Consider the following 26,741-nt stretch of genomic DNA (forward strand, 5'->3'; position numbering starts at 1 on the left):
ATCAGTGGAAGCTGTCACCGCATGCGCAGCTGCCCGCGGCGTTGGGGTTGTCGATCGTGAACCCCTGCTCCGAGATCGTGTCCTTGAAGTCGATCGTGGCGCCGTCGAGGTAGGGCACGCTCATGTCATCGACGATGACCTCGACGCCGGCGAAGTCGATGGCCTTGTCGCCGTCGAGGAACCGTTCGTCGAAGTAGAGCTGGTAGATCAGGCCGCTGCACCCGCCGGGCTGCACAGCCACACGCAGGCGGAGGTCGTCGCGACCCTCCTGCTCCAGGAGGTTCTTCACCTTCTGTGCGGCGGCGTCCGTCAACGAGACGCCGTGCTCACGGGCGATCTGATCGGTCGTCAGGGCGGTGTCGGTCATGACGCTCCTTCGGGATGGGCCGCGCGCGGCGCGGGGACGATGGGTCGATTCTACGCGCCGTCCGCCGCAGCGAGGGCGGGCTCACGCGCCGCGTCGGTCCAGTCGCGCCAGCAGGAGCGCCTCCGCGGTCAGCGCGTGGCGGAAGGTGTCCAGGTGGAGCGACTCGTTGGGGCTGTGGGCACGGGCATGGGGGTCTTCCACCCCCGTGACGAGGATCTGCGCCTCCGGGAACGCTCGGACGAGGTCGGAGATGAACGGGATGGAGCCGCCCACGCCGAGATCCACCGGCGCGACACCGTACCCGGCCGCGAGAGCCTCGCGTGCCTCGGCGACCGCCCACCCGTCGGTGTCGACGAGAAACCCGTCCCCGAGGTCGACGTCGGAGAATTCGAGGTGTGCACCCCAGGGCGCATGTGCGCGAAGGTGGCTTTCGATCGCCGCGTATGCCTCGGCCGCCGGCTGCCCGGGGGCGATCCGGGCGCTCACGACCACGGCGACCTCGGGGCTGAGGGTGTTGGAGGCGTTGCGCACCGACGGGGCGTCGATCCCGGTGACCGTCAGGGACGGCTTGTTCCACAACCGGCTCAGGATCGATCCGGTTCCGATCGGCTGCACGCCGTCGGGCAGTCCGGCTTCCGCGCGCAGGGTGTCTTCCGGATAGTCGGGAGTCTCGCCGTCACGGGTGAGGAGCCCATCGACGGCGACGGCGCCGTCGGCATCCCACAAGGACGACAGGAGCGTCACGGCGGCCATCATCGCGTCGGGCACCGCCCCGCCGTACATCCCCGAGTGCGACGCGTGCTCGAGGGTGCGCACGGTCAGCGTGAAGCGTGCGTTGCCGCGCAGCGTCACGGTCAGGGCGGGCGTCGTCGCGTCCCAGTTCGTGGAGTCGGCGACGACGATCACGTCGGCTCGCAGATCATCGGCGTTGTCGGAGAGGAACTGCGCGAACGAGCGCGACCCCGCTTCCTCCTCGCCCTCGATGAACAGCGACAGCCCGAGATCGAAGTCCGGACCCACAGCGTCGACGAGGGCGCGGATCGCGCCGATGTGAGCCATGATGCCGGCCTTGTCGTCGGCAGCGCCGCGGCCGTAGAGACGCCCGTCCCGCACGGTCGGCTCGAAAGGCGGCGTGTCCCAGAGCGACTCGTCGCCGACCGGCTGCACGTCGTGATGCGCGTACAGCAGGATCGTGGGTCGGCCGTTGCGAGGGTGCCGGCGCGCCAGCACCGCGGGCTTGCCGACCTCATCCGTCCCGGGTATCGCCGCCCTCCGGATCGAGACCTCGTCGAACACCCCGGTCTTCTCGGCGAGTTCGGCCACCGCCGCGGCGGTTCGCCCAACTTGTGCCTCGTCGAACCCGGGGAAGGCGATGGACGGAATGCGCACCAGGGCGCCCAGATCGGCCAGCGCGGAGGGGATGCCGGCCGCGGCCGCGGCGGTGACCGCATCGTCGAGAGTCTGCTCAGAAGCCATGCGGGTAATCTTAAGTGCAGCAGTCACCGCGATCCGAGGATTCATCGTGCCCAACACCCCCGCCGCCCCGGCGCCCAAGGACGAGTCGACCGAGACAGAGACGTCGGTCGCCGGCAAGGGTCGTCCCACCCCCTCTCGTGCAGAGCGGGAGGCCGCCCGGAAGCGCCCCCTCGTGCCCGACACCAAAGAGGCCAAGGCGCGCCAGCGCGCCGAGCTGGCCGCCAAGCGCGAGAAGGCCCGGCAGGGAATGGCCGCCGGCGAGGAGAAGTACCTGCCGCAGCGCGACAAGGGTCCGCAGCGCAGGTTCGTCCGCGACTTCGTCGACGCGGGCTGGCACCTCGCTGAGTTCGTCATGCCGGCGATGATCCTCGTGATCGTCGCCACGCTCATGCCGGTCGTCGAGGTGCAGTACTACGCTCTCCTGGCGCTGTGGGGATTCATCATCTTCGTCGTCGGCGACATGATCTACACCTCGATCCGCGTGAAGGGCGCCGCCCGGGCCAAGTTCGGCGAGGACCGCCTCGAGAAGGGCCTCGGCTGGTACGGCGCCATGCGCATCGTGCAGATGCGCTTCCTGCGCCTGCCCAAGCCGCAGGTCACCCGCGGGCAGTACCCCGCCTGAGTTCGACCAGGCGCCGATTGATCTGGCGCGCCCACAGCGGCCCTCGGTACAGGAACGCCGTGTAGCCCTGCACGAGCGTGGCGCCGGCATCCAGCCGCTCCTGCACGTCGTCGCCCGTCTCCACTCCCCCGACGGAGATCACGCAGAAGTCGCTGTCGGGCACGGCAGCGCGCACCCGTCGCAGCACCTCGAGCGAGCGGCGGCGCAGCGGAGCGCCGGACAGCCCGCCGTCCCCCGCCGCGGCGACGACCGCCGGTTCGGTGCGGAGGTCGTCTCGGGAGATGGTGGTGTTCGTGGCGATGATGCCGGCCAGACCGAGATCCCGCGCGAGCAGGGCGATGGCCGTCACCTCCTCGTCGGGGAGGTCTGGCGCGATCTTGACCAGCAGCGGCGTTTCGCCGCTCGCGTCGCGGACCGACGTCAGCAGCGGGCGCAGGGTCTCGACGGCCTGAAGGCCGCGAAGTCCGGGCGTGTTCGGCGATGACACGTTGACCACGAGGTAGTCGGCGATCGGCGCGAGGAGCCGCGCGCTTCGCAGATAGTCGTCCGCGGCCGCCGCGACATCGACGACGCGGCTCTTGCCGATGTTGGCGCCGAGCACCGGGCGCGAACGCCGACGACGCAGTCGCAGCAGCCGCAGAGCCGCCACCTCGGCACCCTGGTTGTTGAACCCCATGCGGTTCACGACGGCGCGGTCGGGAACCAGTCGGAACAGTCGAGGGCGGGGATTGCCCGGCTGCGGGATGGCGGTGACGGTTCCCACCTCGACGTGACCGAAGCCGAGGGAGTGAAGGCCCGCCGCACCCGTGACGTTCTTGTCGAAGCCTGCCGCCACGCCGAAGGGCGACTCGAAGTCGAGGCCGAGAGCCCGCGTGCGCAGAACCGGCGACGGCGCGGCGAAGCGGCGCGTGAGCTCGCGCACGCCCGGCAGGCCGAGCGCGCGGATGACGATCATCGCGGCGTGATGGGCCGTCTCGGGGTCCGTGCGCGTGAGGACGGTCCGGAAGAGGAAGGGGTACATCCCCTTCAGGCTATCGGTCGCGCCCGCGCACCGATGACGCGTTCAGACCGACGTCTCCGCGGTCTCATCGAGCGAGGACCGCCCGTGACGATCGGCGTGGTCGACGCGAAGCTGCTCGATGGCCGCTTCGAAGTCCTCGAGGGAATCGAACGCCTGGTACACGCTCGCGAATCGCAGGAAGGCCACTTCGTCGAGGTCCCGGAGAGGGCGCAGAATCGCCAGTCCGATCTCGTTGGTGTCGATCTGCGAGGATCCGGTCTGGCGGATGGCCTCCTCGACCGTCTGCGCCAGAACCGCGAGGTCGCTCTCGGTGACGGGCCTGCCCTGGCACGCCTTCCGCACGCCGCTCATGACCTTCTCGCGGCTGAAGGGCTCGATCACGCCGGACCGCTTGATGACGTTGAGACTCGCGGTCTCGATCGTCGAGAACCGACCTCCGCACTGCGGGCACTGTCTGCGGCGACGGATGCTCAGACCGTCGTCACTCGTGCGCGAATCGATGACGCGCGAGTCGGGATTGCGGCAGAACGGACAGTGCATCGCTCCCCTATCCCTCGAACCGCGCGGTGACCGCCTCGCCGTGCGCGGGAAGCGCCTCGGCTTTCGCGAGGGCGAGGATCCCCTCGGCAACCGCGTGCAGCGCGTCTCGGTCGTACCGGATGACCTGCTGAGGGCGAAGGAACGTCGACGCGGACAATCCCGACGTGTACCGAGACTGGCCGCCGGTGGGAAGCACGTGATTGCTGCCGGCGAGGTAATCGCCGAGGCTGACCGGCGACGAGTCGCCGACGAAGACGGCGCCGGCGTTCACGAAGCGCTCCACCTGGGCGTCCTCGAGCAGCACCTCGAGATGCTCGGGCGCATAGGCGTTGCTGAAGGCGATGGCGGTGTCGAGGTCATCCACGAGGATGATGGCGGACTGGACGCCGCGCAGGGCCTCGATGGCTCGCGCGGCGTTGCGGGTGCCGGAGACGCGGGCCTCGACCTCGCGCGTCACGGCTTCGGCGAGTTCCGCGGACGGCGTGACGAGCACCGCGGAGGCCTGCTCGTCGTGCTCGGCCTGGCTGATGAGGTCGACCGCCACGAATCGCGGATCCGCCGAAGCGTCGGCGACGATGAGGATCTCCGTCGCTCCGGCCTCGGAGTCGACGCCGACGACTCCCGCGACGACACGCTTGGCGGAGGCCACGAAGTTGTTGCCCGGCCCGGTGACGACGTCGACGGGCTCGAGGCCGATCTCGGACACGCCGTAGGCGAAGGCGCCGATCGCTCCCGCCCCGCCGACCGCGTAGACCTCGTCGATTCCGAGCAGGCGTGCGGCCGCCAGGATGTCGGGGTGCACGCGCCCGCCATGCTCCGCCTGCGGCGGCGAAGCGAGGGCGATGCGCGCCACACCGGCAACCTGTGCCGGCACGACGTTCATGACGACCGAGGAGGGGTAGACCGCCTTGCCGCCGGGAACGTAGACCCCGGCGCGGGCGACGGGACGCCAGCGCTGCTCGATGACAGCCCCGCGGGCGATCTCCGTCGTCACCGCGGGCGGGACCTGTGCTCGCGACGCGTGACGCACACGAGCGATCGCCTCTTCGAGAGCACGCCGCACTCCGGGGTCGAGACGATCGAGCGCCTCGACGAAGTGTTCCTCCGGCACACGGAGCGCATGCCCCTCGACCCGATCGAAGCGCGCCGCCTGCTCGCGGAGCGCCGTCTCGCCGCGCTCGGCCACGTCGGAGACGATGGCAGCGGCGGCGGACAGCGCATCCGCCCTGGCCACGCCCGCGCGCGGCACGGCGGCGAGCAGCTCGGCGGGCGTGAGCGCACGACCGCGCAGATCGATGGTGCGGAGCATCCCTCTAGGCTAACCGCCCGCGGTCAGCCGCGTGTGACGCCGTCGACCTCGTGGAGGTAGCCAACGCGCCCGTCTTCGTCGCGCACCACGAAGACCTCCCCGCGATCCTCGATCACGAGTGCCCAGGCGGTCGGGCCGATGCGGAACAGCGGTGCCCCCGTCTCATCGAGAACGTCGCGTTCCTCGGGGACGAGCGCCCAGAAGGCCTGCTGGCGAACCGAGCGTTCGCTCTCGACGGTCTCTCCCGGCTCGACCGCCTCGAAGGTGTCGCGCGTCTGGCGAGGAGTGAAGACGTCGAGGTCGTCATCGTCGCGATCGGACGGCGCGTCATCCTCTGCCGCACCGGTCCACCCCGCCCCCGGCGCGGTGTCGTCCGCCGCAGGAGCCGCAGCCGGAGCGGGAGCGGACGGACGGGCGGGACGCGGCACCACCGCGCGGACAGGACGGGCGTTCCGGTGAGCGGGAACTTCGGGGCGGTCGTGGAAGTCCGCGGCGAAGACGGGGATGAGGGGGGCGAAGACGGTCAGGACGACACCGGCGAGCATGAGCACCAGTTCGACCCAGACCACCCACGAGCGCAGCCACAGACCGCTGTCGATCGCCACGGCGACGGTCTCCCACACCATCTGCAGCCACAGAAGAGCGGCGAAGGAGAACACGACCGACGCGAACTGATCGATTCCGAGCGAACCGACGCGGCGGATGCCCTGCGGCGAGAGCCGGCGGAGCGCCAGGAGGAACACCGCGGCCGTCGGGAGGCCGATCGTGATGATCCACAGCAGCCCCGACGTCCAGACCGAGTCGAATCGCGCGACGGTCACCGAGAAGAACGAGACGACGAAGGCGACCAGCCACACGCCTCCGAGCGCGACTTCGCGGATGCTGAAGGGACCGACGCCATACGGTCCCGCGGCCTCCTCGCCGACGGTGCTCTCCCCCGCGGGGGTCGTCCGCTCGGGGACCTCGGTCGTGTCGTCGTACTGCTCGTCGGTCACAATCGTCCTTCCTTGCGCGGAGTGCTCGCGCGCCGTCCGATCCTACCCGCGTCGAATGAGACGCACATGAGATCGACGCCGCCGCCGAGCCGATTCAGCCCAGGCAGTTGGGTCCGAGCAGCCCCTTCAGATCTCCGTAGAGATCCGCAGACACCGACACCGGCATCGGAACCTCGAACACCTTCGCGGTGCCGCCCTTGTGCAGGCGCAGTGTCACCTCCGTGTCGCCCGAGTGCCGACGAAGCACATCGGCCAGGTCCGCCACCAGGCGCTCGGTCGCCCGCTGCTCTGGGACGGCCAGCACCAGCGGCCCGGACGCGTCGAACGAGCCGAGATCGGGTGCGAAGGCCGCCTGCGCGTGAAGGTTGAGTCCGTCGTCGCGGCGAGACACGCGCCCGCGCACGACGAGGATCGAGTCGGCCTGGAGCATCGTCTGGAACTCCGTGTAGGTCTTGCCCATGAACATGACCGTCACCTCACCGTTGAAGTCTTCGACGGTGACCATTCCATAGGGATTGCCGCTGGACTTCGCGACGCGATGCTGCACGCTCGTGAGAAGCCCCGCCACCGTCACCTGGTCGCCGTCCTGCAGCTCCTCCGACGCGAGCAGGTCGTGGATGGAGATCGACGCATGCTTGGCGAGAGGGATCTCGAGCCCGGCGAGAGGATGGTCGGACACGTACAGGCCGAGCATGTCGCGTTCGAAGGCCAGCTTGTCCTTCTTCGTCCACTCGGGACGCTCGGGGACCTTCGCGACCTGCTGCGGCTCGTCGTCGCCCCACAGGCTGTCGAAATCGAACCCCACTTCGCCGTGTGCCTCGCGGCGCTTGTCGAGCACGGCCTGCTCCACGGCATCCTCGTGGATCTCCACGAGCGCCCGGCGGGTGTGTCCCAGCTCGTCGAAGGCGCCGGCCTTGATGAGCGATTCCACCGTGCGCTTGTTCGCCACCTGTGCCGGAACGCGGTTCAGGAAGTCGTGGAAGGAGAGGAACGGTCCGCTCTGGCGCGTCTGCACGATCGCCTCGACGACGTTCGCACCGACGTTCCTGACCGCCTCGAGCCCGAAACGGATGTCTTCGCCGACGGCGGCGAAGAAGCGGATCGACTCGCCCACGTCTGGTGGGAGCACCTTGATGCCCATGCGGCGGCACTCGTTGAGGTACATCGCGAGCTTGTCTCGCGAATCGCCGACGCTCGTGAGGAGCGCCGCCATGTATTCAGCCGGGTAGTGGGCTTTGAGATAGGCGGTCCAGTACGACACGAGCCCGTATGCGGCGGTGTGAGCCTTATTGAACGCGTAGTCCGCGAAGGATTCCAGAACCCGCCACAGCGTTCCCTGCGCTTCGTCGGAGAACCCGCGCTCGGTCATGCCGCCGAAGAAGATCTCCTTCTGCTTGTCGAGTTCCGACTTCTTCTTCTTGCCCATCGCGCGTCGCAGCAGGTCGGCCTGCCCGAGCGTGTATCCGGCGACCCGTTGGGCGACGGCCATCACCTGCTCCTGGTAGACGATCAGGCCGTAGGTCGTGTCGAGGATGTCGGCGAGCGGCTCGGCGAGCTCGGGATGGATCGGCTCGATCTCCTGCTGCCCGTTCTTGCGCAGCGCGTAATTGATATGCGAGTTCACGCCCATGGGACCCGGGCGGTAGAGCGCGAGCACGGCCGAGATGTCTTCGAAGTTGTCGGGCTTCATCAGACGCAGCAAGGAGCGCATCGGTCCGCCATCGAGCTGGAAGACCCCGAGCGTGTCACCGCGGGTCAGCAGTTCGTACGACGCCTGGTCTTCGAGATCGAGATCCTCGAGAACGAGCGGCGTGCCCCGGTTCATCTCGATGTTGTCGAGCGCGTCGTTGATGATGGTGAGGTTGCGCAGCCCCAGGAAGTCCATCTTGATGAGGCCGAGGGATTCGCACGCGGGGTAGTCGAACTGCGTGACGATCTGACCGTCCTGCTCCCGGCGCATGATCGGGATGATGTCCAGCAGCGGCTCGCTCGACATGATCACGCCCGCGGCGTGCACACCCCACTGGCGCTTCAGGTTCTCCAGCCCGACCGCGGTGTCGAAGACGGTCTTCGCCTCGGGGTCGGTCTCGATGAGGGTGCGGAACTCCCCCGCCTCCTTGAAGCGCGGATGCTCCTTGTCGAACATGCCGTTCAGGGGCATGTCCTTGCCCATGACCGCCGGCGGCATGGCCTTGGTGAGCCGGTCCCCCATGCTGAACGGGAACCCCAGCACACGGCCGGCGTCCTTGAGCGCCTGCTTGGCCTTGATGGTGCCGTACGTGACGATCTGCGCCACGCGCTCGTCGCCGTACTTCTCCGTCACGTACTGGATGACCTCGCCCCGGCGACGGTCGTCGAAATCGACGTCGAAGTCGGGCATCGAGACACGATCGGGATTGAGGAAGCGCTCGAAGATCAGACCGTGCTTGAGGGGGTCGAGATCGGTGATCTTCATGGCGTACGCGACCATCGACCCGGCACCCGAACCGCGACCGGGACCGACGCGGATGCCGTTGTCCTTCGCCCAGTTGATGAAGTCGGCGACGACCAGGAAGTAGCCGGGGAAGCCCATCTGGGTGATGACCCCGGTCTCGTACTCCGCCTGCTTGCGCACCTCGTCGGGAACACCGCCGGGATAGCGCTCGTGCAGCCCCTTCTCGATCTCCTTGACGAACCACGAATCCTCGGTCTCCCCGTCGGGAACGGGGAAGCGCGGCATGTAGTTCGCACTCGTGTTGAACTCGACGTCGCAGCGCTCCGCGATCAGCAGCGTGTTGTCGCAGGCCGATGGATTGTCGCGGAAGATCTGCCGCATCTCGGCGGGCGACTTGATGTAGTAGCCGTCGCCGTCGAACTTGAACCGCTTCGGGTCGTCGAGGGTGGAACCGGACTGCACGCACAGCAGCGCCGCATGGCTCGTGGCGTCGTGCTGATGCGTGTAGTGGGAATCGTTCGTGGCCAGGAGCGGGATGTCGAGGTCTCGAGCGATCTTCGTGAGATCCTCCAGGACCCGGCGCTCGATCGACAGGCCGTGATCCATGATCTCGGCGAAGTAGTTCTCCTTGCCGAAGATGTCCTGGAACTCGGCGGCCGCAGCGCGGGCGGCGTCGTACTGTCCGAGCCGCAGCCGCGTCTGGATCTCCCCCGACGGGCACCCCGTCGTCGCGATGAGGCCCTTGGCGTACTTCTGCAGGATCTCGCGGTCCATGCGGGGCTTGAAGTAGTAGCCCTCCATGCTCGCGAGCGAGGACAGCCGGAAGAGATTGTGCATCCCCTCCGTGGACTCCGACAGCAGCGTCATGTGCGTATAGGCACCGGCACCCGACACATCGTCGCTCGACTGCTCGGGCGATCCCCACCGCACGCGCGCCTTGTCGGAGCGGTGCGTTCCGGGGGTGACATACGCCTCGATGCCGACGATCGGCTTGATGCCGACGTTCTTGGCCGCCTTGTAGAACTCGAACGCCGCGAAGGTGTTGCCGTGGTCGGTCACGGCGATCGCGGGCATCTCGAGGCGGGCCGCCTCCTGCACCATCGCGTCGATGCGGGCGGCGCCGTCGAGCATCGAGTATTCGCTGTGTACGTGCAGGTGAACGAAGGAGTCGGATGCCACCCGACGAGTCTAGGTCGGGCTCCGGACACCGCGCAGAGCACCTCCGGAGCGTCGGCTAGCGTGGAGCGGTGCCCACACCCGACTTCATCCTCGACCTGCGTCGTTTCATCGGCACCCGTCCGCTCTTCCTGTCCGGAGTGACCGCCGTCATCGTGCGCGACGACCACGTGCTGCTCGGCCGCCGCTCCGACAACGGCGCACTCACGCCCATCACGGGCATCGTCGATCCCGGGGAGGAGCCGGCCGATGCCGCTGTCCGCGAGGCCGCCGAGGAGGCCGCCGTGCGCATCCGGGTGGACCGTCTGTCGTGGGTGCACCAGATCCCGCGCATCACCTACGCGAACGGCGACCAGACCGACTACCTCGATCTGACCTTCCGCTGCTCGTGGATTTCCGGCGAGCCCTATCCGGCCGACGGCGAGATGACCGAGGTCGACTGGTATCCGCTCGCGGACCTCGACGCATCGGACATCGACGACGACATGCGCGCGCGGATCGCCGCGGCGCTCGCAGACGGCCCCACCGTCTTCGAAGGCGGTCGCTGACGCGTCGGCATCCTTCGCCTCGGGTCAGTCCGCCCGAAGCACCTCGAGGGCGTGCGAGAGATCGTCGGGGTAGGCGGATGTGAAGGTCACCCGGCTCCCCGAGACCGGGTGATCGAAGCCGAGCCGGCGGGCGTGCAGCCACTGGCGGATGAGACCGAGCCGCTCCGACATGCTGGGGTCAGCGCCGTAGAGGGGATCGCCGACGCACGGATGCCGATGAGCGGCCATGTGCACCCGGATCTGGTGGGTGCGGCCGGTCTCGAGTCGGATCTCGAGCAGCGAAGCGCCGCGGAACGCCTCCACCGTCTCGTAGTGGGTCACCGAATCCTTGCCGGCGGGGGTCACGGCGAACTTCCACGAATGGGACGGATGCCGCCCGATCGGGGCGTCGATCGTGCCGGTGAGGGGATCGGGATGCCCCTGGACGACCGCGTGATAGATCTTCTCGACCTCACGCTCCTTGAAGGCCCGCTTCAGGGCCGAGTACGCGGTCTCCGTCTTCGCCACGACCATGAGGCCGCTCGTGCCCACATCCAGCCGATGCACAACGCCCTGCCGTTCGGGCGCTCCGCTCGTCGCGATCCGGAACCCTCCGGCTGCAAGCGCTCCGAGCACCGTCGGGCCCTCCCACCCGACGGACGGATGCGCGGCGACCCCCGATGGCTTGTCGACGACCACGATGTCGTCGTCCTCGAAGACGATACCGAGGTCGGGGACGGCGACCGGCACGACCTCCGGCTCCCGCTTGTCCTGCCACGTGACGTCGAGCCACATGCCGGATTCGAGGCGATCGGACTTGCCGAGCGACCGACCACCCGACGCGACACCGCCCGATTCGGCCACTTCCGCCGCGAAGGTGCGGGAGAAGCCGAGCATCTTCGCCAGCGCGGCATCCACGCGCGCGCCCTCGAGCCCGTCCGGGACGGGGATCATGCGCGACGGCACGTCAGTCCTTCACCTGCTCATCGGGTTCGGCGGGCGTCTCGCGATGCTCGCGCGTTCCGTCGAGGCGCACACCGCGAAGGATGAGCACGGCCACGACGACCATCATCGTGACGATGAACATGTCGGCGACGTTGTAGATCGCCGGGTTCATCCAGAACCACATCCACGGCGTGAGGATGAAGTCGACGACGTGACCCACACCGAAGCCCGGCTCCCGGAACAGCCGGTCGAACAGGTTCCCGAGCACCCCGCCGAGCAGGAGTCCGAGCGTGACGGCCCAGACGCGCGAACGCACCGACCGGACGACGATCACCGGAATCGCGACGGCGACGGCACCGAGCGCGATGGTGAAGATCCAGGTGTACTCCTCGCCGAGCGAGAAGGCCGCACCCGGGTTGTAGACGAGATACCACTGCAGGAACTCGCCCCAGACCGGAACGGCTTCGCGAAGCGGCAGGTTCTCGATCGCGAGGTACTTCGACAACTGGTCAGCGGCCAGCACCGACGCCGCGAGGGTCGCGACGAGGATACCGGCCGCCGCCGTGTGAAGAGGGGCTCTGCCTCTCAAAGGCCGATCGCCGACACCGGGGTCGAGCCCGACGACGTCGACGTGGTCTCGAGATCGCGCAGCTTGCCTTCGATGTAGCTGCGCAGCTGAGCGCGGTAGTCGCGCTCGAAGTTGCGCAACTCGGTGATGCGACCCTCCAAGGTGGTGCGCTCGCGCTCGAGGCGCGCCATCTCGTCGCGGCCCTTCGCCTCGGCCTCGGCCACGATCGTCGCCGCACGCGACTGCGCGTCTGCGATGAGCTGGTCGCGCTGAGCCTGGCCCTCGGCGACGTGCTCGTCGTGGAGACGCTGAGCGAGTTCGATGATGCCGGCGCTCTGGGCACCGGCGGCTCCACCGGCAGCAGCCGCGGGAGCCTCGGCGACGGGAGCGGCGGCGGGGGCCTCCGCCTCCTCGGCGGCCGGGGCCTCGGCGGCGGCCGGAGCCTGCTCGCCCGACTCGTACGCGGCGAGCTTCGCCTTCAGCTCCTCGTTCTCGGCGAGGGCCTTGCGCCACTCCACGACGATCTCGTCGAGGAAGTCGTCCACCTCGTCCGGGTCGAATCCTTCTTTGAACCGGACGTGCTGGAACTGCTTGGTGACGACGTCATCGGGGGTCAATGCCATGGGTGGTACCTCTTTCGAGCGCGTATCGCTTGCCGATGTGGGGCCCGAAGGCGGATGCCGACGGGGTCGCTTTCAGAAAAGCATAGTCCGGGGTTCCGGGGGTGTCGAAGGGACTCACCCCGCGGCGATGGTGCGGGTCACCGAGAGCAGGATGAAACACAGCAGCATCGTGAGGGCGAAGCCGAAGTCGATGGCCACCGCGCCGACGCGCAGCGGAGGGATGAAGCGACGGAACAGCCGGATGGGCGGATCGGTGACCGTGTAGACCACTTCGGCGAGCACGAGGCCGAAACCGCGCGGTCGCCACTCGCGATTGAACACCGGGATCCACTCGAGCACGAGACGCCCGAGGAGAACGAACACGTAGATCAGCAGCAGGAAATTCAGGACCCCTGCGATGACCTGGATGACGCCCACGACCTAGGAGGTCTGTGCGAACGGCACCGCATCGGGATCGGCCTGGGCGACAGCGCCCTCGCCCGATACCGAGACGTTCTCGGGCGACAGCAGGAAGACCTTGCTGGTCACCCGCTCGATGCGCCCGTACAGGCCGAGGGAGAGGCCGCTGGCGAAGTCGATGAGACGTCGCGCGTCGGCGTCGCTCATCTGCGACAGGTTGATGATCACGGGCACGCCGTCGCGGAAGCTCTCGGCGATGACCTGCGCGTCGCGGTACTGCTTAGGGTGCACCGTCAGGATCTCACTGACCTGGGTGGCGACCGGCTGGCGCACGACGGCGGGGCGGTGGATCGGCGTCACCGGCGCCGTGGTCTTCTCCGGCGCCTGCGCCTTGCGCGCGGGCTGCGACTCGGTCTCGTCGTAGACCTCTTCTTCGTCCGCGAGTCCGAGATACACCATGGACTTCTTCAGCACGTTCGACATCGTTCCTCCCTGTTCGCCTGTCGGCGAGGATCGCTCATCCTGTTTCCGAGGTTAACCGTGGTCGGGCCTGGGACCCGTGATTGCCGAGCCGATCCGCAGGTGTGTCGCACCCGCGGCGATCGCCTCGGCGAAGTCGGCGGTCATCCCCGCCGACATCCATGTCGCCGTGGGCACGACGCTGCGCACGCGTTCGGCATATCCGGCGAGCGTCGCGAATGCCGATGCCGGCTCCACGTCGAGGGGCGCGACGGCCATGACGCCGCGCAGCGCGAGCGTCTCGCATCCGGCGACGTGCTCGGCGAGACGCTCCAGGTCGCCCGGGGCGACGCCGCCGCGACCCGGATCGTCGGTGAGATTCACCTGGACCAGCACATCGAGCGGCGGCAGCCCCTCGCCGGCACGATCCAGGGCATCCGCGAGCTTCTCGCGGTCGACCGAGTGCACGACGGAGGCAGCGGCCCGGATCGCCCGGGCCTTCTTGGTCTGCGCCTGTCCGATGAAGTGCCAGCGAAGACCGTCCAAAGGGCCGATCTCCCCGGCTTTGGCGCTGAACTCCTGCTGGCGGTTCTCCCCCACATCCCGCACCCCAAGCCCGTAGAGCTCTGTCACGAGGCTCGCGGGATGGAACTTCGTCACCACGATGCGCGTGAGTTCCGCGGGGGAACGACCGACCGCCCGCGCCGCTTCCGCGACACGGGCGTCGAGGTGCGCAAGTCGCTGCGCAAGACCTTCTTCGGCCACCGACTACTTCAGGAAGTCGGGGATGTCGAGGTCGTCGTCGTTGAACGCGGAGTCGTAGGACGACTCCGGCAGAGCCGGTGCCGCCACCGAGACCTTCTCCGCCGGCGCGGGCTCCTCGTCGCGCTCCTTGGCCGCTTCATCAGCCGGCGTCGCGGGAAGCACCGGCGCGGTGGTCGTGGTCACGCGCGCCGTGCCCACCGGGTCGAGACGGAGAGAAGGCTCCCCGCCGTCGAACCCCGCCGCGATCACCGTCACCCGCACCTCGTCGCCGAGCGTGTCGTCGATGACCGTTCCGAAGATGATGTTGGCCTCGGGGTGCGCGGCCTCCTTGACGAGCTGAGCCGCATCGTTGATCTCGAAGATGCCCAGGTTCGATCCGCCCTGGATCGACAGCAGCACGCCGTGCGCACCCTCGATCGAGGCTTCGAGCAGAGGCGACTCCACCGCGAGCTCGGCCGCCTTGATGGCGCGGTCGGCGCCCCGAGCGGAGCCGATTCCCATAAGGGCGGAGCCCGCACCCTGCATGACCGACTTGACGTCGGCGAAGTCGAGGTTGATGAGGCCCGGCGTGGTGATGAGGTCGGTGATGCCCTGCACACCGGCCAGAAGCACCTGATCGGCGGTGGCGAACGCCTCCATCATCGAGATGCCGCGATCGCTGATCTCCAGGAGCCGGTCGTTCGGCACCACGATGAGGGTGTCGACCTCTTCCTTCAGCTTCGCCACGCCCGACTCGGCCTGGCTCTGTCGCCGGCGCCCCTCGAAGGAGAAGGGCTTGGTCACGACACCGATGGTGAGTGCGCCGATGGACTTCGCGATCTTGGCGACGACGGGCGCTCCCCCCGTGCCGGTGCCACCGCCCTCTCCCGCCGTGACGAAGACCATGTCTGCGCCCCGCAGGGCCTCTTCGATCTCCTCGGCGTGGTCTTCGGCCGCGCGTCGACCCACCTCGGGGTCGGCTCCGGCGCCGAGCCCGCGGGTGAGCTCACGCCCGACGTCGAGCTTGACGTCGGCGTCGCTCATCAGCAGCGCCTGGGCGTCGGTGTTCACGGCGATGAACTCGACGCCGCGAAGGCCGAGTTCGATCATGCGGTTGACCGCGTTGACGCCGCCGCCGCCGACGCCGACGACCTTGATCACCGCAAGGTAGTTCTGGTTCTGGCTCATGCGGGCCTCCGTCTCGTCCGAACCCAAGTTTCAACCTCTACTAGAGGCTTAAAGAATTGCCCGGTATGCAATTCCTGAGATCGAAGGTATGCGTCCACGACCCCAAGATCCGGAGGGCGTCGGCGTGTCGCGCAAACGTCGTTCTGCGTCGTCGGGCGCGTCATCCCACGACGACGACATCGGGCGATGACACGTCGTACGAGGAGACGTCCTCGGGAGGCGTCGCCGCCATCTGGCGCTCGAGCACCAGGGCCTTGAGGGCCGAGTCGTCGGCATTGCCCCACACGATGTCGGTGTCCGTGCCGCCCAGCGTGAGGGTGACGTCATCGGCCGAGGAGGCCGATACGGCGGTCACCTGCGCGCGGATCGCCTCCGGGAGGCTTCGGACGACCTGCCCGACCGCCTCGAATGCCGCAGACCCGGTGCCGCCGACCACTTCCAGCACCGGCTCGCCTTCCGGCGCCTCGGGTGTGGTCGACAGCGCGACGCCCGCGGCATCGACCAGCGTGAAGCCCGCGGGGCCGTCGATCACGCCCACCGGCGTGCGCTCGACGATGCGCACGACGAGGTCGTGGGGAGGTCGCGCTTCGAGCGTGTAGGTCTCCACGAGCGGGAACGTCACGAGCGTGGCTTTGACGGCGCTCTCGTCGACGAGGGGCAGCGGCGTGCCGAGCTGACCAGACAGCGCTTCCTCGACGCTCGCGGCGTCGAGGGTGTCCGCACCGACGACGCGGATGCGCTCCACGGCGAACAGCGGGGAATACGCCGCACCGAGGGTCACCACCACGAGGGCGACCACCGCCCCGGCCGACCAGAGCCATGCCGCTCGCCGTCGTCGTTGACGAACGGTGAAGCGACGCATCTCTGCCCGGAGCGCCCGCCGACGCGCGCGAGCGGCTCGCCAGACGGCACGCCATCCCGTCGCATCGGTGTCGTCGGCTCCGGCGTCTCCCGTCACCCCGGACGCGGCACGCGCATTCCGCGACGCGCTCCCGCCCCGCGCGCGATCGAGGCCGACGACGGGTGCGATTCCGGCGGGTCCGTCGTCATCGGCTTCGTCGGCGACGCGCACAGCGTCGTCGAGGTCGTCGAGGCCCTCGTCACCGGGCGAGTGGTCGCCGCGTGCCGCCTCGGCGCGCGCTGCGCGCACATCGACGGCGTCGTTCGAGCGCTGCGGCGGCGGGAGCGGAGAGGGCCGGCGCACCGCCTGCTACTTCCCCGCCGGAGCGTCCGTCGTGCCCGCCAGGGCCTCGAGAACCTGCGGGATGATCAGGTACACGTTCCCGCAGCCGAGGGTGATGATGTAATCGCCGGCCCGCGCGACCGACGCGGTGTAGTCCGCCGCATCCTGCCAATCCCGGACGAACGCCACGCGGTCCGACTGCTCGAAGGCATCGGCGACGAGCTCGCCGGTCACGCCCGGGACGGGATCCTCGCGGGCTCCGTAGACGTCGAGGACGACCGTGTGGTCTGCGTGCGACTCGAGCACCTCGGCGAACTCCCGGAACATCGCCTGCGTGCGCGAGTACGTGTGCGGCTGATGCAGGGCGATGATCCGGCCCTCGCCGATCACGGTGCGGGCTGCGGCCAGGGCGGCCGCGACCTCGGTCGGGTGGTGCGCGTAGTCGTCGAACACGCTGACCCCCCTCTCGACGCCGTGGAGCTCGAATCTGCGCACCGTGCCGGTGAATCCCCCGACGGCACGTGCGGCGCTGTCCAGCCGCCACCCCAGCGACAGCAGCACCGCCATGGCTCCGGTGGCGTTGAGCGCGTTGTGGGCACCCGGGATGGGCAGACGAACATCCACGCGTTCGCCGGCGTGTTCGACGGCGAAGGAGACGGGGCCGTCGGTTCGAAGGTCCACGAGACGCACGTCGGCGTCGTCGCTCACCCCGAACGTGACGACGTTCTCATGCGTCATCCGCTCCCGCACGCGACGCGCGCCGCGGTCGTCGGCCGAGATGACGACGGCTTCGCGCGCGGCGTCGGCGAACCGGGCGAACGCGTCGTCGAAGGCGTCCGCGGTGCCGTAGTGGTCGAGATGGTCCGCGTCGATGTTGGTGATGAGGGCGATCGAGGTCTCGTAGAGCAGGAAGGTGCCGTCGGACTCGTCGGCCTCGATGACCACCAGGTCGTCGGCACCCATGCCACTCGAGGCTCCGAGCTGCGCGATGACCCCTCCGTTGACGAACGTCGGGTCATCGCCCAGGTCGCGCAGGGCGGTGACGATCATGCCGGTCGAGGTGGTCTTGCCGTGCGCCCCCGCAACCGACACCAGCCGACGGCCGCCGATGAGCCAGTACAGCGCCTGCGAGCGGTGGATCACGTGCAGACCGCGCTCTTTCGCGAGGAGGAACTCGGGGTTCTCCGCCCAGATCGCGCCGGTGTGGACGACCGTGTCGACGTCGTCCGCGAGATTCGCGGCGTCGTGCCCCACGTGCACGGTCGCGCCGAGCTCCGCCAGCTCGCGCAGGGCGGCGCTGTCGGCACGGTCCGAACCGGACACGCGGATGCCGCGCTGCAGGAACATGCGGGCAAGGCCCGACATGCCCGAGCCGCCGATGCCGATGAAGTGCGCAGCCTCGATCCGCTCGGGGATCGGCAGGGAGAGGTCGGGTCTGATCATGACCCGACAATCCTAGGCCGGGCAGGGTGACCCACCCTCCCGGCGCGCTGGGAGTGGGCTGTTCGTGTTGACACGTTGCGATCGCGACGACCATGATGAGCGCCGATGAGACTCACCGTCGACGCCTCCCTCGCCGTCCCCCCGTTCGAGCAGCTCCGCACGCAGATCGTCGATGCCGTGCGAGACGGCTCGCTCACGCCCGGCTCGCGCCTGTCGCCGGTGCGCGCGCTCGCGCAGCAGCTCGGCGTCGCACCGGGCACGGTGGCGCGCGCGTATCGGGAGCTCGAGGCGGCGGGGGTCATCGAGACGCGTGGCCGTGCCGGCACCTTCGTCGCGATGTCGACCGATCCCGCGCGTCGACGGATCGAGGCGGCGGCTGCCGACTTCGCCGAGCAGGTGCACATGGTCCGGATGGACGCCGACGAGGCCCTCGCCCTCGTCGCGGACGCCCTCCGGCGCTGATCGCGCGCGCTTCGAGAGGACATCGCGCCCCGAGAGGAAGCCGGGCACCGCATCCGTCCTCCTTGACCGGGATCTCCTCTGCACGCGTGGCGGAGTCAGCGCCGCGTCACGCCAGGGCGCGATCGATCATCGCGATCACGTTCTCGGTCCCCGACCGGGTTCCGACGCGGGCCGACGCGCGAACCATCTCCTGCCGCCGCTCGGCGTCGGCCAGCAGGGGCAGCACCTCGTCGCGCACGGCGCCCGGCGTGAACTCCGCGTCGGCGATGAGGCGCGCCGCTCCGGCGCGCACCGCGGACGAGGCGTTGAGGGCCTGCTCGCCGTTTCCGACGGCGTACGGCACGTAGACGGCCGGGATGCCCAGGGCGCTGACCTCCGACACCGTGGCCGCGCCGGCGCGCGAGACGATGACGTCGGCGAGAGCGAAGGCGAGGTCCATCCTGTCGACGTACCGACGCACGGTGTAGCCGGGTACCCCCGGATCCGACAGGGTCGACCGCTCCCCCGTCACGTGCAGCAGCTGCCAACCGGCGTCGAGCACATCGCGCCACGCGGCGCCGTGCCCGTCGCCGAACGCCTCGTTCAGCCGCTGGGCGCCGAGCGATCCGCCGAAGACGAGCAGCACCGGGCGATCCTCGTCGAGGTCGAACAGCTCAGCGGCCTGCGCGCGCCGCGCGTCTCGGTCGAGGTCGACGATCTCGCGGCGAAGCGGCATGCCCACGACGGACGAGCGCTTCAGCGGCGTGCCGTCGAAGGCCACGCCCACGCCGGCGGCGCGGCGGGCGCCGAGGATGTTCGCCAGACCCGGCTTGGCGTTGGCCTCGTGCACGACGAACGGCACGCGGGCACGGGATGCGGCAACGTAGGCGGGCGCGGAGGCATACCCGCCGAACCCCACGACGACGTCGACGCCGCGATCCTCCAGGTGACGCCTCACCTGCGAGATGGCGCGCCGGAATCGCGTCGGGAAGGCCGCGGCATTCCGGTTCGGCCGACGAGGGAAGGGCACCTTGTCGACGAAGAGCAGCTCATAGCCCCGTTCCGGCACCAGCCGCGCTTCGAGGCCCTCCCTCGTGCCGAGGACGAGCACCTCAGCCTCGGGATCGCGGTCGCGGAGCCCGTCGGCGACCGCGAGGAGCGGATTGACATGCCCGGCGGTGCCGCCGCCGGCGAGGAGGTAGGTGGTCACTCACCCGATCCTCGCACGTCGACCGGGATTCGGCGGAGCGCCGACCGATGGGGTGCGCGTCGGCAGGGAACGCGCACACGCCAGCAGCACACCGGTCGCCACCAGGAGCGACAGGAGAGAGGTGCCTCCCTGTGACATGAAGGGCAGCGGCACCCCGAGCACCGGGAAGACGCGCAGCACCACCCCGATGTTGATGAGCGCCTGGCCGACGATCCACACCGTGACGGAGCCGGCAACGATGCGGACGAAGGGATCGTCGGTCTTGCGGATCACATGGAAGGCGCCGACGGCGTAGAGGGCGAAGAGCGCGAGCACCACGACACAGCCGATGAGGCCGAGCTCCTCTCCGACGATGGCGAAGATGTAGTCGTTGGCGGCGGCGGGAAGCCAGTTGTACTTCTCCTTGGAGTTCCCGAGCCCGAGACCGAAGACACCTCCCTGCGCCAGCCCGAAGATGCCGTGCATCGGCTGATAGCACTCGTCGAAGTAATCGCAGTTGGCATCGAGGAAGCTCATGATGCGCGCCATGCGGTTCGGGCTGGTGACCGCCAGCGCCGCGACCGAGCCGACGGCGATGATCAGCGGCAGGATGAAGATGCGCAGCTTCACGCCCGAGAAGAACAGTGCCGACAGCACGATCAGAACGAGGATCATGGCCGTGCCGAGGTCACGTCCGGCGAGCACCGTCGCGATCACCGCGCCGGCGACCGGGACCACGGGGATGAAGACGTGACGCCACAGCCCCAGCAGCGTGCGCTTGCGGAAGAGGACGAACCCGAGCCAGAGCGCGAGGGCGAGCTTCAGGAACTCGGACGGCTGCGCCTGAATGCCGCCGATGACGATCCAGTTCCGGTTTCCGTCGTTCTCGACGCCGAGGGGGGTGAACACGAGCAGCTGGAAGACGGTGGCCCCGATCAGCGCGGGCCACGCGATGCGCTTCCAGAAGGCGATGGGAAGACGGCTCGCGATGAACATGAGCGGGATGCCGAGGACGGCGAAGACCGCCTGCTTCATCGCCGCATCCCACGGCGCGACGCCCGATGCGGTGGAGGTCGCCGATGTCGCGGAGAGGATCATGACGAGCCCGAAGCCGGTGAGGATCAGCGCCGTCGAGGCGATGAGGAGGAATTCACTCGGCACCGGAGCGAACACGCGGCCGAGCGAGACGCGCGCGGTCAGGCCACCTCTCGAGCCGCCGTCGTCAGATGTCGCCGGGGACGGGCTGTGCGTCGTGGTCACCCTGACTCCCCCTCGCAAGACGATCCTTCACCGCGTCGGCGAAACGCCGGCCGCGATCGGCGTAGGAGGAGAACTGATCGAAGGATGCCGCTGCCGGAGCGAGGAGGACCACGTCTCCGTCGGCGGCGACGCCCGCCGCCAGTTCGACGACCCGTGCCATGACCTCTTCAGTGTCATCGGAGGCGACCTCGAACACCGGCACCGCGGGGGCGTGTCGTTCGAATGCCGCCACCAGGTCCGCGCGGTCGGCTCCGATGAGGATCGCCGCCTTCACCGCCGGCCCACGCTCGGCGACGAGGCCCGTGATGTCGACACCTTTGAGCTGACCCCCGACGACCCAGACCGCACCCGGATACGCCGCCAGAGACGACGCGGCCGCGTGGGGGTTCGTCGCCTTGGAGTCGTCGACCCAGGTGATCCCGGCCTCTGCGGCGACGACCTCGATGCGGTGCGGATCGAGCGTGAACGCGGTGAGCGCGTCGCGGACCGCCGCCGGCGGCGCACCGACCGCGCGCGCCAGAGCGGCCGCCGCCAGGATGTTCGATACGACGTGGGGAGCGCCGAGCCCTCGGGCATCGAGATCGGCGAGCGTCGTGAGCTCCAGCGCGCTGGTGCGACGGTCATCGAGGAAGGCACGGTCGACGACGATGCCGTCGACGACGCCCATGTCGCTCGGGCCCGGCACGCCGAGGTCGAATCCGATCGCTCGGGCCCCCTCGACCACCTCGGCGTCCTCCACCATGCGTCGCGTGGCCTCGTCGGACTTGTTGTAGACGCACGCGATGCGCGTGTGGTCGTAGACATGGGCCTTGGCATCGCGGTAGGCCTCGAACGACCCATGCCATTCGAGGTGGTCATCGGCGAGGTTCAGGCACACGCTGGCGGCCGGCGAGACGGGCTGGGGACCCCTCTGGAGCCCGAGATACCACAGCTGGTGACTCGAGAGCTCGACGACGAGGACGTCGAAGCCCGCGGGGTCGCGCACCGCGTCGAGCACCGGCGTGCCGATGTTGCCGACGGGAGCGGCGCGCAGGCCCGCGGCGACGAGCATCGTCGCCGCCATCCGCGTCGTCGTCGTCTTGCCGTTGGTGCCGGTGACCAGCACCCAGTCCGCGGGCGATCCGTCCGCGCGCGTCACCTTGTCGCGCACGCGCCACGCGAGCTCGACGTCGCCCCACAACGGGATGCCGGTCTCCTGCGCCCAGGAGATGACAGGGTGGTGCGGGGCGAACCCGGGCGAGGCGATCACGACCTCCGGTGCGAAGTCGACGAGGTCGCCGGGGACGGTATCCAGCGAGCCCGTCCACGCGCGCACGCCGATCACGGGAAGCAGCCGAGCGTATTCCTGCGAAGCGCTCTCGGTGACGACGAGCACGTCCGCGCCCAGTTCCGCGAGCGTGTCGGCGACCGAGAATCCGGTGACCGAGAGGCCGAGCACGGCGACCTTCACCCCCTTCCAGTCGGCATACCAGCTGGTGAGGGAGGACAGGCGGGCGTCGTCGGTCATGTGCGCGTGAGCCATTCCACGTAGAAGAGTCCGACACCCGAGACGGCCAGGAGGCCCGCGATGATCCACATGCGCACCACGATCGTGACCTCCGACCATCCCCGCATCTCGAGGTGGTGGTGCAGGGGACTCATGAGGAACAGGCGCCTGCCCCGGGTGAGCTTGAAGTACAGGCGCTGCAGGATGACGGAACCGGATGCGATGACGTAGACGCCGGCGACGAGCACCATCAGCAGCTCGGTGCGGGTGAGGATCGCCATCGCGGCGATGACGCCCCCGATCGCCATCGACCCGACATCGCCCATGAAGACGTTCGCCTTGGGCGCGTTCCACCAGAGGAAGCCGACGAGTGCCCCGACGAAGGCGGCCGACACGATGGCGAGGTCGAACGGGTCGCGCACCTCGTAGCACCCCGCCTGCACGTCGGGCTGGAGGACCTTGCCCCCCGCACACGCCTGGTTGAACTGCCAGAAGGCGATGAGACTGTAGGCGCCCACGACGAAAATCCCCGCTCCGGCGGCGAGTCCGTCCAGTCCGTCCGTCACGTTCACGGAGTTCGATGCCGCGACGCCGATCAGCATGATCCACGCGAGGTAGATGAGCCATCCGATGATCGGCGCGAGCGCGAAGAAGTACAGGATGGGCACGTCGCGGAAGACCGAGACGTACGGCGAGGCGGGCGTCGTCCCCGCGAGATTCGGGAAGCTGAGCCCGACGACGGCGAACGGCACCACGACGATGACCTGTCCGATCACCTTGCGCCAGCCCGACAGCCCGAGGCTGCGCTGACTGCGCACCTTCAGGTAGTCGTCGATGAAGCCGACCACGCCGAACCCGACCATGAGCCACAGCACCATGAGTCCCGAGATGGTCGGCGGATTGTTGCCGACGTAGGCGCCGATGAAGTATCCGACGATGGTGCCGACGATGAAGATCGTGCCGCCCATGGTCGGCGTGCCGCGCTTCGCGCCGTGGCGGGGGTTGTTGCCGGTCTCAGGGGTCCGGATGACCTGACCCCACCCCCACGCCCGGAACAGGCGCAGGAAGACCGGCGTGAGGAAGAGCGTGAAGGCCAGCGAGATCGCCGCTGCCGTCAGGAGCGACCTCATGAGAACGCCTCGCCGAGCCGGTCGCCGAGGTGGCGCAGTCCCGCGGAGTTCGACGACTTCACGAGCACGCGGTCGCCGTCCCGCAGCTCCGTGACGAGGTAGTCGTACGCCTCGTCCGCGGTCGAGAAGAACACCGCCTCGCCGTCCCAGGAACCCTCGCCGACCGCCGAGAGGAACAGACGCCGGGCGTCGTCGCCGACGACGACGATCCGCTGCACGCCCAGGCGAACGGCGAGCAGCCCCACTCGGTCGTGCTCCTCCCCCGCGTACTCGCCGAGCTCGCTCATGGCGCCGAGGACGGCGACCATGCGCTCATCGCGCGCAGTGATCTGCGCCAGGGTGCGCAGCGCGGCGGCCATGGAGTCGGGGCTCGCGTTGTAGGCGTCGTTGATGATCCGCACGCGGTCGCCGCCGAGCGGCTGCATGCGCCAGCGCTCGGCCAATTCGACGGCTTCCAGCCGGGCGATCGCGGCATCGAGGTCGACGCCGAAGGAGGTGGCGGCGGCGAGAGCCGCGAGCGCGTTCATCACGTGGTGCTCGCCGAGCACGCGCAGCCGCAGGGTGCGCGCCTCGCCGTCGACGACGATCGCGGCGACGGTGCCCGTCGCCGTCACCTCCACGTCGACCGCACGGACCTCCGCCCGTTCCCCGCGGCCGAACCAGCGCACCGACGCACCGATCTCCTCGGCGATGGGCGCCATCGCCGACACCCGCGGATCGTCGGCGTTCAAGACCGCGACCCCTCCCGGGCGGAGCGCACGGACCAGCTCGGATTTCGCGTGGAAGGTCGCCTCGATCCCGCCGAAGCCGCCCGCATGGGCCATGCCCACCATGAGCACCACGCCGAGGTCGGGCTCGACCAGGCCGGCGAGGCGGGCGATCTCCCCCGGCGCGCTCGCGCCGAACTCGCTCACGAGGAAGCGGGTGTCGTCGTCGACGCGCAGCATGGTCAGCGGCGCACCGACCTCGTTGTTGAAGGATGCGCGAGGGGCCACCGTGTCGCCCTCGTCCTGAAGTATGCGCGCGAGCAGGTTCTTGGTCGTCGTCTTGCCGTTGGAGCCGGTGATCCCGGCGATGCGGAGGTCACCGCGTGCGCGGACGACCCCGACGACGTGCCGGGCGAGCGCGGCGATGGCGTCGACGACGTCGTCGACCACGACCTGCGAGATCGGCGCATCGATGTGCCGCTCCACGAGAGCGAGAGCCGCACCCGCGTCGGCGGCTCCACCGACGAACAGGTGTCCGTCGGTGGCCTCGCCGGGCTTGGCGACGAAGACGTCGCCCGGTCCGATGTTGCGGGAGTCGGTGTCGACGGCGCCGGAGACGACGGTCCCAAGGGTGTCGGAGCCGACGAGGACGGGGCGGCCCGAGACGATCCGGGCGAGCTGTGCGAGGGTGAGGGCGATCATGTGTTCTCCGGCCGTCGCACTCACCCGAACTTGGGGAGTTCCTCCGGCGTCGAGGTCGACGGCATCACCCGGTAGTTCTTCAGCACCTGGGTCATCGCCTTCTGGAAAGCCGGTACGTTGGCCGAAGACGATGTTACCTTCGTCGGCTCGTCGAGGTTGACGACGACGATGTACTTCGGGTCGTCGGCCGGGGCGAATCCGATCATCGTCGTGAAGTACACGCCGACCTTGTAGCCGCCCTCTCCGTCTGTCTTCTCGGCGGTTCCGGTCTTGCCCGCGACGCGATATCCCGGAATGGCCACGTCTTCGGCGTACTCGCTCTGCAGGAACACGTTCTCCAGCATCGTGCTCACCTCGTCTGCGGTGTCCTCGCTCACGACGCGCACGGGATCGGGGAGCTCGGGCTCGATGACGGTCCCATCCGCCGTCGTGCACGACTCGACGAGTGAGAGCGGCACCCGGACACCGTCGTTCGTGATGGCGGTGTACGCCTGTGCGAGTTCGGGCACCGTCGTCAGGAGTCCCTGACCGAACGAGGTGTTGTAGAGGGTCTGATTGTCCCACTCGTCGACCGGTCGGATGTATCCCGACGCCGTGGAGGGGTAGCCGACATCGACACCCCCGCCGATGCCGAAGTCCGTGAGGTAGTCGTATCGCGTCTGAGCGGACACTCGCTCGCTGAACTTCGACACCGCGACGTTGGACGAGTCGATGAGGGCTCCGGTCAGCGTGTACGTGTACGACGGATGCACGAAGGCATCCCGCACCCGCGCCCCGTTCGGAAAGGTCTCGAAGCTGGCGGCGTCGACGGTCGAATACGGGGTCTGCGCGCCGGTGTCGAGAAGGGTCGCCGCGGTGAGCGCCTTGAAGGTCGATCCGGGTTCGCGCTGAGCCGTGAACAGCTGGCTGTAGCGGGCATCCACATCGGCCGACTCGACATCGTTCGGGTCCACGCCCGGATACTCCGCCGCGGCGCGGATCTTGCCGGTCTCGGCCTCGACCACGAGGATGCTGCCGTACTGCGCGCCCATGTCGTCGGCCTGCTCGGCGATGAGCTGCTGCATGTACCACTGCAGATCGCGGTCGATCGTGAGCTGGAGGGTGCCCCCGTCGACCGCCGGCTCCTCGACGGAAGTTCCGGGGATGATCACACCGTCTTTGCCCTTCTGATAGCTGAGCGTGCCGTCGGACGCCTCGAGGCACGAGTTCTGGCTCAGTTCCAGACCGGCCAGCGGCACGCCGTCGCTGCCCACGTATCCGATGAGGCTGCCGGCGACCGCACCGTCGACATAGGTGCGGTCGGGGCGGGGCTCGAAGTAGAGGAACGGCACCCCCAGGGAGACGAGATCCCGATACTGCTGCGTCGTGAGGCCCTGTGCCAGCTGCGCATACTGAGAATCCGCATCCTCAGCCAGCGCATCGTCGACGACGCGCATGACGTCCTCCCCGCTCTGTCCCGTGATGGCCCCGATCTCCGCGGCGACGGTCGGCCAGGCGACCACCTCGCTGTCGCCGGTGGCATCGGCCCGGCGGATGTCGCCCGCGTTCGACGGATCGAGCTGTGCGTCGTACGTGAGCACGCTTCCGGCGAGCGGTTCGCCGTCGGCGTCGACGATCGCCCCCCGCGTGCCCGAGAGCTCCTGCGAGCCCCCGAATGCCCACGACAGCGAGTCCTCGATGTGATCGTCGGCGTTCACGACCTGGATGTCGACGAGCCGCACGATGAAGGCGGCGAGCACCGCCAGCACGACGGCGAGGGCGACGACGGTGCGGCGACGCGGACTGCGGGTGGCGCGAGTCGTCATGG

Annotated in this window: 25 protein-coding genes; 3 read left to right on the forward strand and 22 right to left on the reverse strand. The window is 69.0% G+C overall.

Going from position 1 to position 26,741, the window contains the following annotated elements; translation table 11 throughout:
• Position 1: 1 nt before the first annotated feature.
• On the reverse strand, positions 2-367 hold the full coding sequence (gene erpA / locus IM777_RS10325; protein WP_194383276.1) for an iron-sulfur cluster insertion protein ErpA: 366 nt from the start codon (positions 365-367) through the stop codon (positions 2-4).
• An 81-nt stretch (positions 368-448) separates the two neighbouring features.
• A complete protein-coding gene (locus tag IM777_RS10330; protein WP_194383277.1) occupies positions 449-1,843 on the reverse strand; it encodes a dipeptidase in 1,395 nt (464 codons plus the stop codon).
• Positions 1,844-1,889: 46 nt separating this feature from the next.
• Here IM777_RS10330 and IM777_RS10335 point away from each other — a divergent pair, with 46 nt between their 5' ends.
• Positions 1,890-2,465 (forward strand): DUF3043 domain-containing protein, encoded by a 576-nt coding sequence (locus IM777_RS10335; protein WP_228480754.1) that lies wholly within the window; start codon positions 1,890-1,892, stop codon positions 2,463-2,465.
• On the opposite strand, the gene IM777_RS10340 is transcribed toward IM777_RS10335, so the two are convergent.
• The 5 genes from IM777_RS10340 to dnaE form a co-directional block, all read right to left on the reverse strand.
• A complete protein-coding gene (locus IM777_RS10340) occupies positions 2,440-3,486 on the reverse strand; it encodes a quinone-dependent dihydroorotate dehydrogenase (protein WP_194383279.1) in 1,047 nt (348 codons plus the stop codon). The genes IM777_RS10335 and IM777_RS10340 overlap by 26 nt on opposite strands.
• Positions 3,487-3,528: 42 nt before the next feature.
• The gene (gene nrdR, locus IM777_RS10345; protein WP_071043657.1) at positions 3,529-4,026 is read right to left on the reverse strand and encodes a transcriptional regulator NrdR; all 498 of its coding nucleotides are present in this window, start codon (positions 4,024-4,026) and stop codon (positions 3,529-3,531) included.
• Positions 4,027-4,033: 7 nt separating this feature from the next.
• Entirely contained in the window at positions 4,034-5,335 is a 1,302-nt protein-coding gene (gene hisD, locus IM777_RS10350) for a histidinol dehydrogenase (protein WP_194383280.1), read from the reverse strand.
• Between the two features lie 23 nt (positions 5,336-5,358).
• On the reverse strand, positions 5,359-6,330 hold the full coding sequence (locus IM777_RS10355) for a hypothetical protein (protein ID WP_194383281.1): 972 nt from the start codon (positions 6,328-6,330) through the stop codon (positions 5,359-5,361).
• 94 nt (positions 6,331-6,424) lie between these two features.
• Entirely contained in the window at positions 6,425-9,895 is a 3,471-nt protein-coding gene (gene dnaE / locus IM777_RS10360; protein ID WP_237673331.1) for a DNA polymerase III subunit alpha, read from the reverse strand.
• Between the two features lie 116 nt (positions 9,896-10,011).
• On the opposite strand from dnaE, the gene IM777_RS10365 reads away from it, so the two are divergent.
• Entirely contained in the window at positions 10,012-10,488 is a 477-nt protein-coding gene (locus tag IM777_RS10365) for an NUDIX domain-containing protein (RefSeq protein WP_194383283.1), read from the forward strand.
• 24 nt (positions 10,489-10,512) lie between these two features.
• On the opposite strand, the gene IM777_RS10370 is transcribed toward IM777_RS10365, so the two are convergent.
• The 9 genes from IM777_RS10370 to murC all read right to left on the reverse strand — a co-directional run bounded on the left by IM777_RS10370 (position 10,513) and on the right by murC (position 18,019).
• Positions 10,513-11,433, reverse strand: coding sequence for an RluA family pseudouridine synthase (locus tag IM777_RS10370; protein WP_194383284.1), 921 nt, complete (start codon positions 11,431-11,433; stop codon positions 10,513-10,515).
• A gap of 1 nt (position 11,434) precedes the next feature.
• Positions 11,435-12,001, reverse strand: a complete 567-nt coding sequence (gene lspA / locus IM777_RS10375) for a signal peptidase II (RefSeq protein ID WP_194383285.1) — start codon at positions 11,999-12,001, stop codon at positions 11,435-11,437.
• Positions 11,998-12,603: a DivIVA domain-containing protein gene (locus IM777_RS10380; protein WP_194383286.1), complete on the reverse strand. Its 606-nt coding sequence runs from the start codon at positions 12,601-12,603 to the stop codon at positions 11,998-12,000. The genes lspA and IM777_RS10380 overlap by 4 nt, the downstream gene beginning before the upstream one ends.
• A 114-nt stretch (positions 12,604-12,717) precedes the next feature.
• The gene (locus IM777_RS10385; protein ID WP_071043664.1) at positions 12,718-13,020 is read right to left on the reverse strand and encodes a YggT family protein; all 303 of its coding nucleotides are present in this window, start codon (positions 13,018-13,020) and stop codon (positions 12,718-12,720) included.
• 3 nt (positions 13,021-13,023) lie between these two features.
• Positions 13,024-13,485: a cell division protein SepF gene (locus IM777_RS10390; protein ID WP_071043665.1), complete on the reverse strand. Its 462-nt coding sequence runs from the start codon at positions 13,483-13,485 to the stop codon at positions 13,024-13,026.
• Between the two features lie 51 nt (positions 13,486-13,536).
• Entirely contained in the window at positions 13,537-14,226 is a 690-nt protein-coding gene (locus IM777_RS10395) for a YggS family pyridoxal phosphate-dependent enzyme (RefSeq protein WP_194383287.1), read from the reverse strand.
• Between the two features lie 3 nt (positions 14,227-14,229).
• Positions 14,230-15,393 (reverse strand): cell division protein FtsZ, encoded by a 1,164-nt coding sequence (gene ftsZ, locus IM777_RS10400; protein WP_194383288.1) that lies wholly within the window; start codon positions 15,391-15,393, stop codon positions 14,230-14,232.
• 160 nt (positions 15,394-15,553) lie between these two features.
• Positions 15,554-16,597 carry a cell division protein FtsQ/DivIB gene (locus IM777_RS10405; RefSeq protein ID WP_228480755.1) on the reverse strand — a complete coding sequence of 348 codons (1,044 nt, stop codon included), beginning with the start codon at positions 16,595-16,597 and terminating at the stop codon, positions 15,554-15,556.
• 6 nt (positions 16,598-16,603) lie between these two features.
• Positions 16,604-18,019 (reverse strand): UDP-N-acetylmuramate--L-alanine ligase, encoded by a 1,416-nt coding sequence (gene murC, locus IM777_RS10410; protein WP_194383289.1) that lies wholly within the window; start codon positions 18,017-18,019, stop codon positions 16,604-16,606.
• A gap of 105 nt (positions 18,020-18,124) precedes the next feature.
• Here murC and IM777_RS10415 point away from each other — a divergent pair, with 105 nt between their 5' ends.
• On the forward strand, positions 18,125-18,481 hold the full coding sequence (locus IM777_RS10415) for a GntR family transcriptional regulator (protein WP_194383290.1): 357 nt from the start codon (positions 18,125-18,127) through the stop codon (positions 18,479-18,481).
• A 106-nt stretch (positions 18,482-18,587) separates the two neighbouring features.
• Here the strand turns inward: IM777_RS10415 and IM777_RS10420 are convergent, their stop codons facing one another.
• The 6 genes from IM777_RS10420 to IM777_RS10445 are packed head-to-tail and all read right to left on the reverse strand — an operon-like array spanning position 18,588 to position 26,739.
• Complete coding sequence (locus IM777_RS10420; RefSeq protein WP_194383291.1) at positions 18,588-19,670, reverse strand: UDP-N-acetylglucosamine--N-acetylmuramyl-(pentapeptide) pyrophosphoryl-undecaprenol N-acetylglucosamine transferase; 1,083 nt, start codon at positions 19,668-19,670, stop codon at positions 18,588-18,590.
• Entirely contained in the window at positions 19,671-20,909 is a 1,239-nt protein-coding gene (gene ftsW / locus IM777_RS10425) for a putative lipid II flippase FtsW (protein ID WP_194383292.1), read from the reverse strand.
• The gene (gene murD / locus IM777_RS10430) at positions 20,872-22,431 is read right to left on the reverse strand and encodes a UDP-N-acetylmuramoyl-L-alanine--D-glutamate ligase (RefSeq protein WP_390178710.1); all 1,560 of its coding nucleotides are present in this window, start codon (positions 22,429-22,431) and stop codon (positions 20,872-20,874) included. Before murD ends, ftsW begins: the two co-directional genes overlap by 38 nt.
• Positions 22,413-23,525 (reverse strand): phospho-N-acetylmuramoyl-pentapeptide-transferase, encoded by a 1,113-nt coding sequence (gene mraY / locus IM777_RS10435; protein WP_194383293.1) that lies wholly within the window; start codon positions 23,523-23,525, stop codon positions 22,413-22,415. Before mraY ends, murD begins: the two co-directional genes overlap by 19 nt.
• A complete protein-coding gene (locus tag IM777_RS10440; RefSeq protein WP_194383294.1) occupies positions 23,522-24,934 on the reverse strand; it encodes a UDP-N-acetylmuramoyl-tripeptide--D-alanyl-D-alanine ligase in 1,413 nt (470 codons plus the stop codon). Before IM777_RS10440 ends, mraY begins: the two co-directional genes overlap by 4 nt.
• A gap of 20 nt (positions 24,935-24,954) precedes the next feature.
• A complete protein-coding gene (locus IM777_RS10445) occupies positions 24,955-26,739 on the reverse strand; it encodes a peptidoglycan D,D-transpeptidase FtsI family protein (RefSeq protein ID WP_194383295.1) in 1,785 nt (594 codons plus the stop codon).
• Positions 26,740-26,741 lie beyond the last annotated feature (2 nt).

Origin of the sequence: Microbacterium luteum, assembly GCF_015277875.1 — a bacterium.
Classification (GTDB): Bacteria; Actinomycetota; Actinomycetes; order Actinomycetales; family Microbacteriaceae; genus Microbacterium; species Microbacterium luteum.